The following is a 15,160-nucleotide window of genomic DNA, read 5'->3' as shown; positions in this document are numbered from 1 at the left end:
GCCTAGCGACTGAGCCGTGCGCGTCGTCGCCCGGGTGGTGTGAGGTTAGGCTCGCCAAACCTCACTTTCTCGCTCTCATCTGCATTTTTGAGACGCTTTAGGTCAGCCTAGCCTTGCTTGCGGATCCTGTTCAGAAGCGTATTCTTGAGTCAGTAGCGGGCACGAGGCCCGAAGAAGGAGGCAGATATGAAGACCGAACAGGCACAGTCGAAGACCGGTGACAACGGGTTCAACCGCCCCTCGGGTGTCGCGCAGTACCTCACCCCGGTGGTGCAGGATCTCGTTGCACTGCACGTGAACGGCAAGCAGGCGCACTGGCACGTGCGCGGCCAGAACTTCATCGGCGTGCACGAGTTCCTCGACGAGGTCGTGGCTCACGCTCAGGACGCAGCCGACACGGTTGCCGAGCGGATCGTCGCACTGGGGCTCCCCGTCGACGCCCGCATCGAGACCGTTGCGAAGAAGACCACCACTCCGACGCTGTCGGACGGCTTCCAGAAGTCGGACGTCACGATCCGCGAGATCGTGGCGCAGATCGACGCGACATCCGAGACGGTGCTCGAGGCAGTCCGTGGCCTGGAAGAGCTCGATCCGGTGAGCCAGGACATCGTGATCGCGGTGGCCCAGCAGCTCGACAAGGATCGCTGGTTCCTCTTCTCCCACATCGCCGAGTAGTTCCACTCGCTGCAACGGCCCCCGCCGCACCCTTTCGCTGGTGCGGCGGGGGCCGTTCGCGTGTGTCGCCCAGCCCTGTCCCGAGGCCGCGCTGCTTTGTGCCGCCTGCCCCCGGCTCGGTGCCCCGCCCCAGGGACCCGCATCCGCCGGGCCCGCCGCCGCACACTCTCCGTGCAGTGCGACATCTTGGCTGCAGCACGAACGATGTGTTGTCGCGAGTTGGGTGTGCCTTCGTGCAGATGTGAGCCAGTCACTGGCGTGACAAGGTGCAGCGGTTCCGCCTCGGAGTTTGTCCACAGCTCGCGAGTGCCGACGAGGTGTCCACAAAGTGTTTCGGTCAGGCGGATCACGCGGGTGGGACTGCAACGCTCGCGGGTATGAACGTCGAGAGGCGATACCGGTCGGTGCGTCAACACCTCAAGCACCGGAGCCGGTTGGAAGCCAGAGAGATGAGTTCTCGGGCGATCGCACGGGCCGTGAGCGCGGGGACGCTCGTGCGTGTGTCTCGCGGCTGGTATGTGGGCGGAAGCGAGTGGGCAAGCTGGACTCCTGAGGATCGCCACCTCGCTCAGGTGATCGCTGTGCAGGAGGATGCCCAGTCTCGTCCGCTCTTCTCGCACCTCTCCGCGGCGGTGTTGCACGGCTTGCCGATTTATGGGTTCGTCCATTCACGGGTGCGTGTGACTCAAGGGCTCGCGAACAGAGCGAGCAGCACCCCGTCGGTGCTGCGGCATCGTTCGGATGAAGCGAGTCCGGAGTGCCACGGTCCCGATGGGCTGCGGATGACCGCCCCAGACCGCACACTCCGCGATGTTGTGCGCACGGAATCGTTCGAACGATCCATCGCGGCCGCCGACGCTGCGCTTCGGCAGTTCGCGCGACAGCAACGCGTTGTAGATGACTCGGCGGTCGAACACTGGCGCGGGCGTATGCGCGAGGAGGCGCGCTTGCTTGCCGGGCGTCCGGGAGCCGCGCGCCTGCGTCGGATCGCGGCCATCGCCGATCCGCAGGCGGACTCCGTCCTCGAGAGCGTGAGCCGTCTTCAACTCTTGAGGCTGGGATTCTCCGTCGCTACTCAGGTGCCCGTGAAATCGCCGAGGGGCGGGTGGTACTTCGTCGATTTCGAGCTCTTGGATGTCGGGGTTCTGGCCGAGTGCGACGGGAAGCAGAAGTGCATCGACCCGAAGTTGCTGCGTGGCGAGTCTGCATCAGATCGCGTGTACCGAGAAAAGATGCGTGAGGACTGGATCCGCGGAGTGACCGGGAAACGTATCGTGCGGTGGAGCAGCACTGACGTTGCGACGCCGGAGCGTCTCGCTCGACGGCTCGCGAGTTTCGGAGTACCGATTCCGTCTCGCGTGGACGCCTGGTAGGGGAGCCTCGAGGGCTGCGCCGGGCGGGCGCCTGCCGCGGCACATCTTTTGTGTAGGAGCACATCGTTCGCTCGCGCAACTCGGTGTGCCCGGGTACGCATGGTGTGCCGCCGCGAAGAGCATATGCTCCGGGCACGGCGGGTGAGCCCGCGGGGCGAACCGAGTCCAGCCGCCACACCAGCGGAGTGGGCAGTCGCCGCATCGGCGGCTAGAGTATCGGCATGGCTGATTCTTCGTTTGACGTGGTGAGCAAGATCGACAGCATGGAGGTCGAGAACGCGGTCAACCAGGCCCGCAAGGAGATCGAGCAGCGCTACGACTTCAAGGGTGTGGGGGCCGACGTGTCGCTGAGCGGTGAGGCGATCCTCATCAAGGCGAACACGGAGGAGCGCGCCAATGCCGTCCTCGACGTGCTCCAGTCGAAGTTCATCAAGCGCGGGCTGTCGCTCAAGGCGCTCGACACCGGTGAGCCGTTCCCGAGCGGCAAGGAGTACCGCGTCGAGTCGAAGCTCAAGGAGGGCATCGACCAGCCCACCGCGAAGAAGCTGAACAAGCTGATCCGCGACGAGGCGCCGAAGACGGTGAAGAGCCAGATCCAGGGCGACGAGCTTCGCGTGAGCTCGAAGAGCCGCGACGACCTGCAGGACACGATCGCGCTGCTCAAGGGTGCCGACGTCGACGTGGCCCTGCAGTTCGTCAACTTCCGCTGAGCGTCGATCGACAGACCAGGGGCCGGACCCCGGCCGCGGGCTCCCCGACGACGGCCCGTGCGGCCATCCCGGGTAGACTGATCTGGTGATCGGCGAAAACCTCCTCGGCCCCGAGCCCACCCGGCTCGCAGCCGAGCCCACTGTGACCGAGGCGCTGCACGACGGCGCCGATCCGCATGGACTGGTGCGGGAGCACCCGGAGTCACCGCTCGTCTGGGCGGAGCTCGCGGATCTCGCCGACGCCGGGGGTCGTGAGGTCGAGGCGTACGCCTATGCCCGTGTCGGGTATCACCGCGGTCTCGACGCCCTGCGCAAGTCGGGGTGGCGCGGTGCCGGGCCGATCCCGTGGGATCACGAGCCGAACCGGGGTGTGCTCCGCGCGCTGTACGCGCTGCGGCGGGCCGCCGGCCGTATCGGTGAAGAAACCGAGGTCGAGCGCCTGACCGAGTTCCTGCAGGGAGCCGACCCGACCGCGATCGAGCGCATCGAAGCGCGCGCACAAGCAGAAGCAGAAGCAGAAAGAGGCTGACATGCCAGCTGTCCTGATCACCGGTGCCCAGTGGGGCGACGAGGGGAAGGGGCGCGCGACCGATCTGCTCGGAAGCCGCGTCGACTACGTCGTCAAGTTCAACGGGGGCAACAACGCGGGCCACACCGTCGTGGTCGGCGAGGAGAAGTATGCGCTTCACCTCCTCCCCTCCGGCATTCTGACGCCGGGCGTGACGCCGATCATCTCGAACGGCGTCGTCGTCGATCTCGACGTGCTGAAGGAGGAGCTCGACGGGCTCTCGGCGCGCGGCGTCGATGTGTCGAAGCTGAAGCTCAGCGCGAACGCGCACGTCATCACGGCCTACCACCGCACGCTCGACAAGGTGACCGAGCGGTTCCTGGGCAAGCGTCAGATCGGCACGACGGGCCGCGGGATCGGCCCGGCCTACGCCGACAAGATCAATCGCGTCGGCATTCGAGTGCAGGATCTCTTCGACGAGAACATCCTGCGCCAGAAGGTCGAGGCCGCGCTCGACTTCAAGAACCAGATCCTGGTGAAGATCTACAACCGTCGGGCGATCGAGGCCGACGAGGTCATCAACGACCTGCTTCAGTACCGCGAGATGCTCGAGCCGATGGTCTGCGACACCGGTCTGATGCTGCACGAGGCCATGCAGGCGGGCAAGAACGTGCTCTTCGAGGCCGGGCAGGCGACGATGCTCGACATCGACCACGGCACGTACCCGTTCGTGACATCGTCGAACGCGACGGCCGGCGGGGCGAGCACGGGCTCGGGCCTGCCGCCGCACAGCATCGACCGCGTCATCTCGGTCGTCAAGGCCTACACCACGCGCGTTGGGGCCGGCCCGTTCCCGACGGAGCTCTTCGACGAGTACGGCGAGCACCTCGCGCAGGTCGGTCACGAGTTCGGCACGACCACGGGTCGCCCGCGTCGCTGCGGCTGGTACGACGCGCCGATCGCCCGCTACGCCGCCCGCATCAACGGGGTCACCGACTTCGTGCTGACGAAGCTCGACGTGCTCTCGGGCCTTGAGACGATTCCGGTGTGCGTCGCCTACGACGTCAACGGGGTGCGTCACGACGAGGTGCCGGTCAACCAGACCGATTTCCATCATGCGAAGCCGATCTACGAGGAGTTCCCCGGCTGGACCGAGGACATCTCGGGTGCGCGTCGCTTCGAGGATCTGCCGCAGAACGCGCAGGACTACATCCTCGCGCTGGAGAGGATGAGCGGCTCCCGCATCTCCGCGATCGGTGTCGGTCCGGAGCGTGAGCAGGTCGTGGTTCGCCACGATCTGCTGGACTAGGCGGCGACCGTGTCGGATCGCACACCCCAGGAGCAGTTGGAGCGCTTGCGCTCGAGCATCGACAACATCGACGCCGCGCTCGTCCACATGCTCGCCGAGCGGTTCAAGGCGACGCAGCTGGTGGGCGAACTGAAGGCGGAGCATCGGATGCCCGCGTCGGATCCGGCGCGCGAAGCGCGCCAGATCCAGCGCCTCCGCGAGCTCGCCGAGGCGGCGCACCTCGATCCCGAGTTCGCGGAGAAGTGGTTCAACTTCGTCGTCGCCGAAGTGATCCAGCACCACACGCGGATCGCCGACGAGGCGGCGACCGAGTAGTTCCGCTATTCGGGTGCGCCCGAGAGCACGAGGCGATCGGTCGATCCAGTCGGCGACCCGAAGCGGTTCGGGTCCATGAATGCGATGTCCTCCGCCACGGGAACCCCGGTGGCGAGATCGGCTGCCGCTGCTCCGAGTGCTGGGGCCATCTTGAATCCGTGCCCCGAGAGACCGACTGCCGCGATAATGCCGTCGAGTCCGTCGATCTCGCCGAGCAGTGCGGTCTCGTCGCTCGTGTAGGCGTCGGCGCAGGGGCTGACGCGCACGGCCCTCGGCTCGACGCCTGGCAGGTAGTCCCGCACGTAGCGGGTGACGGTGTCGAGGTACTCGGGGTGCACCGCCATCGGGTGGTCGTAGGTGTCGACCGGCGGCAGGTAGACGCTGCCGGCAACCTTGATCGTCCAGCCATCGCTCGACGGGAATCCGTAGAAACTCCCGTCGGGCTCGTTGCGGAGGAAGATCGTCTGCTCGTCGGCCGAGGCGTACGCGGCCGGGTCGCGAAGCGGGAACCAGGTGAGCACCTGCGGGCGGATCTCGGTGCTCGCCCCGAGGGCTCGACTGAACTGCCTGGCACCGGTGCCAGTGGAGACGATGACCCGCGGTGCCGTGAGTGTCTCCTGACCGGTGTGCACGCTCCAGGCATTCCCGTCCCTGACGATCTCGTTCACCTCTCGCTGCTCGAGGAACGTCGCGCCGTGCCGTTGCGCCGCCTGCACAGCGCTCAATACCGCCCGCTCGCTCTTCAGGTACCCGCTCTGCGGGTCGAACAGCGCGAGCGAGCCCTCGTCGAGGCGGTGGAGCGGGAGTCTCGCGGCCGCCTCATCGCCGGAGAGGAGGTCGAACTCGGAGTCCTGATCCTGCGCGGACTCCAGGAGTCGCTCGAACGAGGGCACGCCCCGACGTCCGATCGTCACGCCGCCGCAGATGCGGAGCAGGTCCGTGCTGCTCTCCTCCTCGAGTTCGCGCCAGAGCGATACGGCTCGCGAGAGGATGCCGCGATAGTGGCTGCCTTCGCGGTAGATCGTTCGAAAGAGTCTGGACTCGCCGGCGTACGCCGAGAACGGGCCGGGGATCGTCGAGCGATCCACCGCGATGACCCGGTGACCCTGTTTCGCGAGCTGCCAGGCGGCCATAGTGCCGACCGAACCGGCCCCGACAACGATGACATCGGCGTGCATGCTCATCTCCGCTCTCGTGATCGTGTCAGGCGATGCCGAGCGCGCGGTTGACCTCGTCGAGCGATGTGACGCTGGCCGCCCCGTACTGGGGCAGGTCGGGGTCGTAGCCGCGGTCGAGGAACACCTTGTTGGTGAAGCCGAGCTTGCTCATCGGAATGTGGTCGTAGAACTGGTGCGACGCGATGTGGAGGAAGTCCGTGGGCGCCGCGTCGAGGGTGTCGAGCATGTAGTCGAAGGCCTGGATGCGCGGCTTGTAAGCGCCGGCCTGCTCAGCGGTGAGCACGGCGTGGAACGGTGCGCCGAGACGCTCGATGAAAGCGTTGAGGTAGCGGTCGTCGGTGTTCGAGAGCGCGACGAGCGGGAAGTGCTCTGCCATCTTCGCGAGCGGCGCGGGGACGTCGGCGTGCGGTCCCCACTCCGCGAAGTCGCGCAGGATCGCGGCAACGTCGTCGTCCCCGACCTCGATGCCGAAGCGCGCGCAGACTCGGCGGTATGAGCGTTCGAGTACCTCGTCGTACGGGCGGTACTCCATGATTTCGTCGTATCGGATGAAGCTGAACTGGCGGAAGAACTCTTCGAGCGTCTCCCCATGCAGGCGGTCGCTCACGATCGGCTCGACGGTCTTGCGCATCTCGAACGAGATCAGCGTGCCGATTACGTCGAAGGAAATGTACTTCGGGCGGGGGAGCTGCAGGGTCACCTGGGATCCAATCTCGAAAAATTTTGGCGTCGTGTGCGGGAGACCGTCGCATCGTTGCGGGGTGCGAATGCTCGTCGCAGTTCGAGACTAGAAGCTCCGCAGGAAGATTGTCAACAATTTACAATGAGGGAACGGCGAGTCCGAGGGGCAGGGTTTCTATATTGACTTACTGTGAGACAAAAGGTTACAGTGGCCCACATCGAGTCGAGAGGAGGATGTGATGGTGAACGCGGTATCGAGAGTTCTTGAAGACGGCGGCCTGGGAACCACCTCCCACTCTGTTCCTGAGGAACTTGTCGCGCGCACTCTGCTCGAGCACTACGACCTTGCGGGCGAGCTGACTCGTGTCGCGACGGAGATGGACGCGACATTTCGGTGTCGTGAGCTGGGCGGGGACCGCGAGTACCTGGTGAAGGTCTCGCATCCGAGCGAACCGATCGATATCGTGCACTGCCAGGCCGAGGCGGTGGAACACATCGCGGCGAAGGACCCGCGTATTCCGGTGCAGCGCGTTCGAAGAACTCGAGCGGGGAGTCTCTGGACGGCACTCGCGGGGGCAGGGGGTGATAGCCAGGGAGTGATCCGGGTGCATGAATTCATTCCGGGAACTCTGCTCGTCGATGCGACGCCCACGCTCGATCAGCTCCAGGCCGTGGGCGCCATGCTCGGCCGCGTGGATGTCGCCCTCCAGGATTTTGTGCACGTGGGAACTGAGCGTCAGTTCGTCTGGAATCTCACTCGCTTCACCGAGTTCGCGTCGCTCATCGACCTCGAACGCGACCCGCACCGTCGAGCGCTTGCGCGCACCGTGTTCGCCGCATTCAGTCAGGGCGTGGACCCCTCGGTGGACGCTGCCCGGAGCCAGGTCATCCATGGAGACTTCAGCCCGTACAACGTGGTCGTCGACCCGGAGGCGCCCGACTTCGTCATCGGTGTGATCGATTTCGGTGACATCATGCGGGTTCCTGTCGTCTTCGACCCTGCAGTGATGTGCGGAAATCATCTGGACCCTGCGGCGCCAGACCCCTGGGCGTCGTCGCGTGCGCTGCTCCGCGGATACCGGACGATATTCCCCCTCGACGAGTCGGAGATCGAACTCGTTGCGCTCGCCAGTCTCGCGAGAATCACCCTCCGCGCGCTCGTCGCATCCTGGCGCTTGGATCGAGGCACCGAGCGCGGCGAGTACATCATGCAGCACGCGCGCGACGACTGGGACCGCCTCGAGCGCGCCTTGCACGCCGGGATTTCCGCAGCGCGCCGTGCACTGCACGACGCGAGTCCCCATACCTAGAGCGTTCACGCCACCCTCGACCCGCATCCGTCCCGGCTCGCTCCGGACCCAGCTCAGGAGATCACCATGGTGTCACTCGGCGCATCGCGCTATCCGAGCCGATTTGATCCGGCAAACCTCGACGCGGTTTCCCCCGCGGTCCGCGCGAACATCGAGCGCCGACTTGAGATCCTCGGGCCGGGCTACCTGCTCGTGTACAACGACCCGGTGGCGTTCGTGCGAGGGAGCGGCGCCCATCTCTTCGATGCGGAAGGTCACGACTTTCTCGACGCATACAACAACGTCCCCGTGGTCGGGCACTGCCACCCCCACGTCGTCGAGGCCGTGAACCGGCAGGTGGCGACGCTCAACACCAACACGCGCTATGCGCAGGAGGGGCTAGTCGACTACGCCGAGCGTCTCGTCTCCTACTTCCCCGATGAACTCAGCCGAGTCACGTTCGCCTGTTCCGGGTCCGAGGCCAATGACCTGGCACTCCGTGTGGCCAAGCACTACACGGGGCACCAGGGCGTCATCGTCACGCGATGGGCCTATCACGGCATCACGAGTCAGATCGCCGAGATTTCACCGGCACTGGGCGAGGGGTCGTCGCTCGGTGCAGGCGTCCGCGAGATCGACCCACCGAACCCCTCTCTACTTCCGGACGGTGTGAGTCTCGCCGAACACATGCGCGAGGAGGTGCGCCGAGCGATCGCCGACCTCCGCAGGCACGGGTTCGGTACGGCGGCTCTCGTGCTCGACCTCTCGCACATGAGCGACGGAATCTTCCCCGAACAGCGTGACTACCTCGCGGGAATGGTCGACGAGGTGCACGGCGCCGGCGGCGTCTTCATCGCGGATGAGGTGCAGTCCGGGTTCGGTCGTACCGGGGCGCAGATGTGGGGGTTCGCATCTCACAATGTCGTGCCGGACATGGTCACGTTGGGGAAGCCGATGGGGAACGGCATCCCGCTGTCAGGGGTGGTCTTTCGCCCTGAGGTCGCTCGCGAGTTCGGCGAGCAGGTGCGCTACTTCAATACATTCGGCGGCTCATCGGTGCCCATTGCCGCGGGCGCCGCAGTGCTCGACGTCTTCGAGCAGGAGAATGTTGCGGTGCGCGCCGCGGGGGTCGGCGAGCAGCTGCGCGCCGGTCTCCGCTCGATCACCGCGGGCTCCGCGCATGTCGCCGAGGTCCGGGGGTCGGGACTGCTCGCGGGTGTCGAGATCGTGACCGACGCGGCGACTCCGACTCCTGACAAACAGCGAGCAATGCGGGTGATCGACGGGTTGCGCGAGCGGCGGGTGCTCATCAGCGCCGCCGGTCCCGAGGCCCACGTGCTGAAGATCCGGCCGCCGCTTGCCCTCACCGAGTCCGATGTCTCGCGGTTCCTCGAGAGCTTCGCAGAGGTCGCCGGCGTTCATCTCTAGCGCGGACGTCGTGTGAGTTGCTCGCGCACGTGAGACTGCGCGGCTACCAGGGCGGTGCGCGCTGCGCCTCGGGCGGTCACGTTGCTCGTTCCTTCGACTCCGACCACCGCGACGCGGGGGAGCGGGGCGATGTGCGGTGTGAGCGCTGCCTGCACATCCGGGAGCACCAGCTCCACGAGCGGTGCCAGACGGCCGAGCAGTACCACGGTGGATGCTTCTGTCCAGACTGAGATCATGCGGAGCACGGTCTCCAGTGCGTCGGTGAAGTCGGCGCGCACGTTCCTCGCCGCGACGTCCGTTGAAGAGATCTTCCACAGCTCGGAGAGGCGCTCGAAGCGCACGCCCGCTTCCCGGCAGCGTTGCTGCACTCCGGTCGTGCTGAGCAGGGATGCGCGCGAACCGCTTGCTCCGAACACGGGGAGGAGAGACAGATCGCCGAATGCGTCTGAGCGTCCGAGCACGGTTCTGCCAGACGCATCCCGCTGATCAACGGTGAGCACCGTGCTCATGCTGAGGAGGATGGAGGCTTCGTCTCGGGCGACGAAGCCCTCGTCCACGAGACCGGCATGCGCGGAGTTCGCGTCGCTCGAGATCGTCACGTCAACGCCCACCGCGCGTTCGATCTCCGCGGCGAGGTCGAGACCGTCGAGCGAGCGCCATCGCTCCGGTGGATGCTGCACCGTCCGCCCGTCGGCCACCCGGACCGGCAGGGCGACGGTGACGCGGTGGAGGGGGCCATCCGTGTTGCTCCGCGCGGTCTCCACGCGCGAGGCAAGCCACCTCACGAGTTTTGCCGGCTCATCGTACTCCGGCGTGGGTTCTGCAACGGCGTAGCGTTCGGCTCCAGTGAGATCCGCCGCCACGACGACGGTGCGCTGCAGGCCGAAACTCACGCCGATGACGTGCCCCAGGCTCAAGGGCACCGTGAGCCGTTCGGGGGGCCTGCCACGCACGTCGCCCGTCGAGAGCTCGGAAGCACCCTGCGATACGGCTGTCGACTGCGCAGCTATTGACAGAAAGCCCGAGCGCAGCAGTTCATCGACCAACCGAGCTACCGAAGCCTTGCTCAAGCCGGTGTCGTCGACGATCTCGCCTCGGGTCGATGTCCCTCGTTCCATGACGGAAGCGAGGACCGCCGAGATGCTGTGCGACTGCTCTCGTGCGCTCAGTCTGACTCCGACTTCTCGGAAGCGATGTCGCCCGAGAGCTCGTCGTCGACGACCTCTTCCTCGAGATTCCAGATGGGATCCCCGCTGTCGCTCTCGGCGAGGCGCAGTAGGAGAGCATGATGATCGGGTTCGTCGTCGCCGAGCATCTTGCGACCCCGGGCGATGACGTCGGCTCGCGAGGCGTCCGCTCCGAGCTCGGTGCGCGCGTCTGCGAGCGCCCACCGGTAGCTGTCGAGCGCGGCGTGCAGCTCGTCTTCAGTGATGTGCGTCTGGTCCATGCCCCACCTCCCTGAGCGGAGTTCCGGCCCCGACGCGGTGTCGGACTGAACCGGTTGCGCTCAGCCTAACCCCATGGCGAGGTCGGGTGAAAGTCGTGGTCTTCGGTCTGTCGCGCCCCGGACGCCGTTCCGCGGAAACGTGGTACCTGGGTACGAGGTCCGCCGCGGATGTCGGTACCTCCAGGGGATCCGGCAGCTCCCTCCCGATTCGTAGGTTGGGAGTCATCGTCGGCACCGGCGACACCGACCCCGATCCGAGGAGCATCATGATCGAGACACACGGACTCACCAAGCAGTATGGGCGGAAGACCGCCGTCGACGACGTGTCGTTCACGGTCCGTCCGGGGCAGGTCACGGGGTTCCTCGGGCCGAACGGGGCGGGCAAGTCGACCACCATGCGGCTGATCCTCGGTCTGGATCGCCCCACCTCAGGCACCGTCACGGTGCTGGGCAAGTCGTACGCCGACCACCCGGCACCCCTGCACGTGCTCGGGGCACTGCTCGATGCGAAGGGCGTGCACCCCGGCCGATCCGCCCGGAGCCACCTCCGCGCGCTCGCGGCCACGCACCGGATCCCGACGGGCCGCGTCGACGAGGTCCTCGAGATGACCGGGCTGACGGGCGTTGCGGGCAAGCGCGTCGGTGGCTTCTCGCTGGGCATGGGGCAGCGGCTCGGCATCGCTGCGGCGCTCCTCGGGGATCCGCAGGTGCTGCTGCTCGACGAACCGGTCAACGGGCTCGACCCCGACGGGGTCTACTGGGTGCGACGCCTGGTGCGGCAGCTGGCCGCCGAGGGTCGCACGGTACTCCTCTCCAGCCACCTCATGAGCGAGATGGCGCAGACCGCCGACCACGTCATTGTGCTCGGCCGCGGCAAGGTCGTCGCCGACGCCCCGATCGGGGAGTTCGTCGGCGGGGGAGGGCAGCGGGTGACCGTCGGCAGCCCCGACGCCGCGCGTCTCGCCGCGATCCTGACGGATCCCGGGGCGCATGCCGGTCTCGATATCGAGTCCCTCGGCGAGCACCGCTTCAGCGTCGCCGGCATTTCCGCTGCCGAGATCGGCCGCGCCGCGTCGCAGCACGGCATCGAGCTGCACGAACTGACTCAGGTGACGTCGAGCCTCGAGGACGCCTACCTCGCGCTCACCCGCGACGAGGTCGAGTACACGTCGCCGCAGCCCGCCTGACCCACTCCACCACGAAGGATTCCCATCATGACGACACTCACCGTCTCCGCAGCCGACCACATCAACTCCGGCAACCTCGGCCTCCGCTCTGAGCCGGGCCGCCGTGTCTCGTTCGGCGGGGTGCTGAAGTCGGAGTGGATCAAGCTCTGGTCGCTCCGCAGCATCAAGATCACGATCGCCATCACCCTGCTCATGGGGCTCGGTATGAGCGCGCTCATGGCGTTCAACCTGAACTCCGAGTACGCCGGAGCGCCGGCCGAAGCGCTCTCCGGCTTCCTGCTCTTCTCCTCGACGTTCACCGGTTCATTCGTCGCACTCGTCTTCGGGGTGCTCGGAGTGTTCACCATCACGAGCGAGTACGCGAGCGGCATGATCCTCTCCTCGCTCGCCGCTGTGCCGCGCCGCGGGCTGATCTTCGCGGCGAAGGCGCTGATCCTCGCCCTCATCTCAGCCGTTACCGCGCTCATCGTCGTCGGGGGCGGGCTCGGGATCGCAACCGCCGCGCTCCCCGAAGCCGCGAGCCGCCTCACCGACCCGATCGTGGTCTCAGGCGCGCTCGGAACGGTCGCGTTCCTGGTGCTCATCGCGCTCATGGCGTTCGGGATCGCGGCGCTGCTCCGCAGCACCGCAGGCGGCATTGCGCTCGTCGCGGGCATCTGCTTCGTCTTCCCGCTCGCCCTCAACGTCATGCAGTTCACCGGGTGGGAGTGGGTGACGACGGTCAGCGCGTACCTGCCGACGGCGCTCGGCAGCACGCTCGGCCAGGGAACGGCGCCCCTGCCTCCCGGCATGGAGGGCCCGACCTTCTGGATCGCGCTCGCCGGGATGGCGGGGTGGGCAGCGGTCGCGCTGATCCCCGCAGCGATCTCGTTCCAGCGCCGCGACGCGAAGTAGCGGTCAGGAGGGGCGGGTCGCGGCGGCTTCGGCCTCCGCGGCCCGTGCCGCGCGTGCGGCCGCGATCGCCGCGAGCACCCGGCGCCTGAGGGCGTCGCCTCGCTCCGCGAATCCGCGCTGGGTCGTCGCGTACTCGCGCTTGCCCTCCGGCGTCTCGATCGGGATCGCCGCCAACCCGTACCCGCTCACGTCGTAGGGCGAGGCGCGCATGTCGACCCTCCGGATCTCGCTCGCCAGCTGGAACGCGTCGAGCAGCACCTCACCGGGCACGATCGGCCCGAGCTTCGCCGCCCACTTGTACACGTCCATGCCGGCGTGGAGGCAGCCCGACTGCTCGAGATCCCGCTGAGTCTCCCGGGTCGGCGTCAGCTCGTTGAGCGGCGCAGCAGCGTCGGTGAAGAATCGGTACGCGTCGAAGTGGGTGCACACGATCGGGTGCGCATCGACGACGGCATCGGTCGCGGCGTGCCCGATCCGCAGTTCGAGACCGCGGTGGCGCAGCTGCTCCGGCGTCATTTGATAGACCATCGCCCACTCGTGCAGCCCGAAGCACCCGTAGCGCGGTGGCCGGTCGAGGGTGCGCTCGAGCAGCGACTCGACGTAGTCGACGGTGCCAGCCCGCTTCGCGAAGTACGCGGTGAGGTCGACCGTCGCATCGGTGCCCGCGCGATAGTGCCGCCACCCCGCGCGCTCGCTGCCTGCACCGACGAGCGAGACCCCGGCCCCCGGATGCCAGCGACGTAACTGACCGGGCGTGGTCGTGTAATAGGTGAAGAGGAAGTCCTCGATCGGGTGCGTCTCGCCCCGCGATTTCCGCAGCCGATGCGCCGCGGTCAGGGAATCGGCGCGTTCCGCGTGGACCCGCTCGCGCGACCGCCAGTCCGCCTCCGGCAGGCGGGTGAGTCGCGTCGGCTCCTCGATGTCGGGCGGCGGAACGCGCGCCGCTCCCGGGGCGAGTGCTGGGGCGATCGGCGAAGCGACACCGCTCACTCGGACTCCCGCCCTCTCAAGCGGTCGATCTCGCGACGCTCGCGCTTCGTGGGCCTGCCGGCGCCGCGGTCGCGCAGAATCGCGGCGGGGCGCTCCACCCGCGGTGGGGGAGGCGGCGTGAGGTCCTCGAAGTAGCGCGCGGCTTCTGCGGCGCTGCCGCGGCGGGTGGCGAGACCGGTCACCCGGTAGACGCGGTCGAAACCGTGCAGCCGGACCTTCACCTCGTCGCCGACGCGCACGGACTGCGATGCCTTGGCCGTGCTGTCGTTCAAGCGCACGTGCCCCGCGCGGCACGCCGCCGTCGCCTGACTCCTGGTCTTCGCCAAGCGCACCGCCCAGACCCAGGCATCGATGCGCACCGAGTCGCTCGCCATGCGCACCATGGTATCGAGTCGATCTGGGGCGCTTCGCTGCCCGCCCGCGTTCGTCCGCCTCCGTCCGCCTCCGAAGCGCGACGGCGGAATGGCATCGGGCAGAATTGGAGCGTGGCTACCGGATACGACACCATCGCCGCGACGGTGGATACGGAGATCGAGGTGACGCGATCCCGGTTTCTCACTCGGCTGGCCCGCGTGGAGACGGAAGACGAAGCCAGGGAGGTCATCGCGGCGGTCAGGGCCGAGCACCCGCGCGCCAGGCACCACTGCTCAGCCTTCGTGCTGGGTCCAGACGGGCGGGTGCAGCGATCGAACGACGACGGCGAGCCGAGCGGCACCGCAGGAGCGCCGATGCTCGATGCGCTCATCTCAGCGGGGCTCAGCGACGTCGTCGCGGTGGTCACCCGCTATTTCGGTGGAGTGCTGCTCGGTGCGGGCGGCCTCACGCGCGCCTATCGCGGTGCCGTTGCCGAGGCGGTCCTCTCGGCGCAGCGGGTTCACCGAGCCGTGCGGCGAGAGGTTGTGGTTACCAGCGGGTACGACATTGCCGGCGGTATCGAGGCGGAGGCACGTCGGCGAGGCTATGGCGTCGGCACCGCCGAGTACGGCGCAGACGTCGCCCAGATCTATCTCGTCGCCGAGGCGCAGGTCGAGGCGCTCACGGCGCTCGCCGCAGAACTGAGCGCCGGCAGCGCCAGCGTCGTGCCGGGACTCGCCGGATACGTCGATGTGGTGCATCCCGACGAGTGACGCCCCGCGGTGCCGAGCACGCCACGGACATCGTGGCACCCTGGCATGA

Annotated in this window: 17 protein-coding genes; 11 read left to right on the top strand and 6 right to left on the bottom strand. The window is 67.4% G+C overall.

The window, feature by feature from the left end; all coding sequences use genetic code 11:
• Nucleotides 1-186: 186 nt before the first annotated feature.
• The 6 genes from K8P10_RS14140 (at nucleotide 187) to K8P10_RS14115 (ending at nucleotide 4,890) form a co-directional block, all read left to right on the top strand.
• Entirely contained in the window at nucleotides 187-675 is a 489-nt protein-coding gene (locus K8P10_RS14140) for a Dps family protein (RefSeq protein ID WP_224779530.1), read from the top strand.
• 782 nt (nucleotides 676-1,457) lie between these two features.
• On the top strand, nucleotides 1,458-2,048 hold the full coding sequence (locus tag K8P10_RS14135) for a hypothetical protein (protein WP_224779529.1): 591 nt from the start codon (nucleotides 1,458-1,460) through the stop codon (nucleotides 2,046-2,048).
• 221 nt (nucleotides 2,049-2,269) lie between these two features.
• On the top strand, nucleotides 2,270-2,758 hold the full coding sequence (locus K8P10_RS14130) for a YajQ family cyclic di-GMP-binding protein (RefSeq protein ID WP_224779528.1): 489 nt from the start codon (nucleotides 2,270-2,272) through the stop codon (nucleotides 2,756-2,758).
• An 85-nt stretch (nucleotides 2,759-2,843) separates the two neighbouring features.
• The gene (locus K8P10_RS14125) at nucleotides 2,844-3,287 is read left to right on the top strand and encodes a DUF3151 domain-containing protein (RefSeq protein WP_224779527.1); all 444 of its coding nucleotides are present in this window, start codon (nucleotides 2,844-2,846) and stop codon (nucleotides 3,285-3,287) included.
• A gap of 1 nt (nucleotide 3,288) precedes the next feature.
• Complete coding sequence (locus K8P10_RS14120) at nucleotides 3,289-4,575, top strand: adenylosuccinate synthase (protein ID WP_224779526.1); 1,287 nt, start codon at nucleotides 3,289-3,291, stop codon at nucleotides 4,573-4,575.
• A gap of 9 nt (nucleotides 4,576-4,584) precedes the next feature.
• Nucleotides 4,585-4,890, top strand: a complete 306-nt coding sequence (locus K8P10_RS14115) for a chorismate mutase (RefSeq protein ID WP_224779525.1) — start codon at nucleotides 4,585-4,587, stop codon at nucleotides 4,888-4,890.
• 5 nt (nucleotides 4,891-4,895) lie between these two features.
• Here the strand turns inward: K8P10_RS14115 and solA are convergent, their stop codons facing one another.
• Together solA and K8P10_RS14105 are read right to left on the bottom strand one after the other, a co-directional pair.
• Entirely contained in the window at nucleotides 4,896-6,074 is a 1,179-nt protein-coding gene (gene solA / locus K8P10_RS14110) for an N-methyl-L-tryptophan oxidase (protein WP_224779524.1), read from the bottom strand.
• A gap of 19 nt (nucleotides 6,075-6,093) precedes the next feature.
• Nucleotides 6,094-6,768 carry an HAD-IA family hydrolase gene (locus K8P10_RS14105; RefSeq protein WP_224779523.1) on the bottom strand — a complete coding sequence of 225 codons (675 nt, stop codon included), beginning with the start codon at nucleotides 6,766-6,768 and terminating at the stop codon, nucleotides 6,094-6,096.
• Nucleotides 6,769-6,988: 220 nt separating this feature from the next.
• Here K8P10_RS14105 and K8P10_RS14100 point away from each other — a divergent pair, with 220 nt between their 5' ends.
• Nucleotides 6,989-8,059, top strand: coding sequence for a phosphotransferase (locus K8P10_RS14100; RefSeq protein ID WP_224779522.1), 1,071 nt, complete (start codon nucleotides 6,989-6,991; stop codon nucleotides 8,057-8,059).
• Between the two features lie 66 nt (nucleotides 8,060-8,125).
• A complete protein-coding gene (locus K8P10_RS14095) occupies nucleotides 8,126-9,466 on the top strand; it encodes an aspartate aminotransferase family protein (RefSeq protein WP_224779521.1) in 1,341 nt (446 codons plus the stop codon).
• Here the strand turns inward: K8P10_RS14095 and K8P10_RS14090 are convergent.
• Nucleotides 9,463-10,584, bottom strand: a complete 1,122-nt coding sequence (locus K8P10_RS14090) for a hypothetical protein (protein WP_224779520.1) — start codon at nucleotides 10,582-10,584, stop codon at nucleotides 9,463-9,465. The genes K8P10_RS14095 and K8P10_RS14090 overlap by 4 nt on opposite strands.
• A gap of 47 nt (nucleotides 10,585-10,631) precedes the next feature.
• Nucleotides 10,632-10,913, bottom strand: a complete 282-nt coding sequence (locus K8P10_RS14085) for a hypothetical protein (protein ID WP_224779519.1) — start codon at nucleotides 10,911-10,913, stop codon at nucleotides 10,632-10,634.
• Between the two features lie 266 nt (nucleotides 10,914-11,179).
• Here K8P10_RS14085 and K8P10_RS14080 point away from each other — a divergent pair, with 266 nt between their 5' ends.
• Entirely contained in the window at nucleotides 11,180-12,100 is a 921-nt protein-coding gene (locus K8P10_RS14080) for an ABC transporter ATP-binding protein (RefSeq protein WP_224779518.1), read from the top strand.
• A 27-nt stretch (nucleotides 12,101-12,127) separates the two neighbouring features.
• Nucleotides 12,128-12,994: an ABC transporter permease gene (locus K8P10_RS14075; protein ID WP_224779517.1), complete on the top strand. Its 867-nt coding sequence runs from the start codon at nucleotides 12,128-12,130 to the stop codon at nucleotides 12,992-12,994.
• A 3-nt stretch (nucleotides 12,995-12,997) separates the two neighbouring features.
• Here the strand turns inward: K8P10_RS14075 and K8P10_RS14070 are convergent, their stop codons facing one another.
• Nucleotides 12,998-13,984 carry a 3-methyladenine DNA glycosylase gene (locus tag K8P10_RS14070; RefSeq protein ID WP_370631895.1) on the bottom strand — a complete coding sequence of 329 codons (987 nt, stop codon included), beginning with the start codon at nucleotides 13,982-13,984 and terminating at the stop codon, nucleotides 12,998-13,000.
• Entirely contained in the window at nucleotides 13,981-14,358 is a 378-nt protein-coding gene (locus tag K8P10_RS14065; RefSeq protein ID WP_224779516.1) for an RNA-binding S4 domain-containing protein, read from the bottom strand. The genes K8P10_RS14070 and K8P10_RS14065 overlap by 4 nt, the downstream gene beginning before the upstream one ends.
• A gap of 111 nt (nucleotides 14,359-14,469) precedes the next feature.
• Here K8P10_RS14065 and K8P10_RS14060 point away from each other — a divergent pair, with 111 nt between their 5' ends.
• A complete protein-coding gene (locus K8P10_RS14060; protein WP_224779515.1) occupies nucleotides 14,470-15,111 on the top strand; it encodes a YigZ family protein in 642 nt (213 codons plus the stop codon).
• Nucleotides 15,112-15,160: the final 49 nt, after the last annotated feature.

This window comes from Leucobacter sp. Psy1 (genome assembly GCF_020096995.1).
GTDB lineage: Bacteria > Actinomycetota > Actinomycetes > Actinomycetales > Microbacteriaceae > Leucobacter.
The sequence above is the reverse complement of the archived record's forward strand: the minus strand, read 5'-3'. Positions and strand labels throughout refer to the sequence as shown.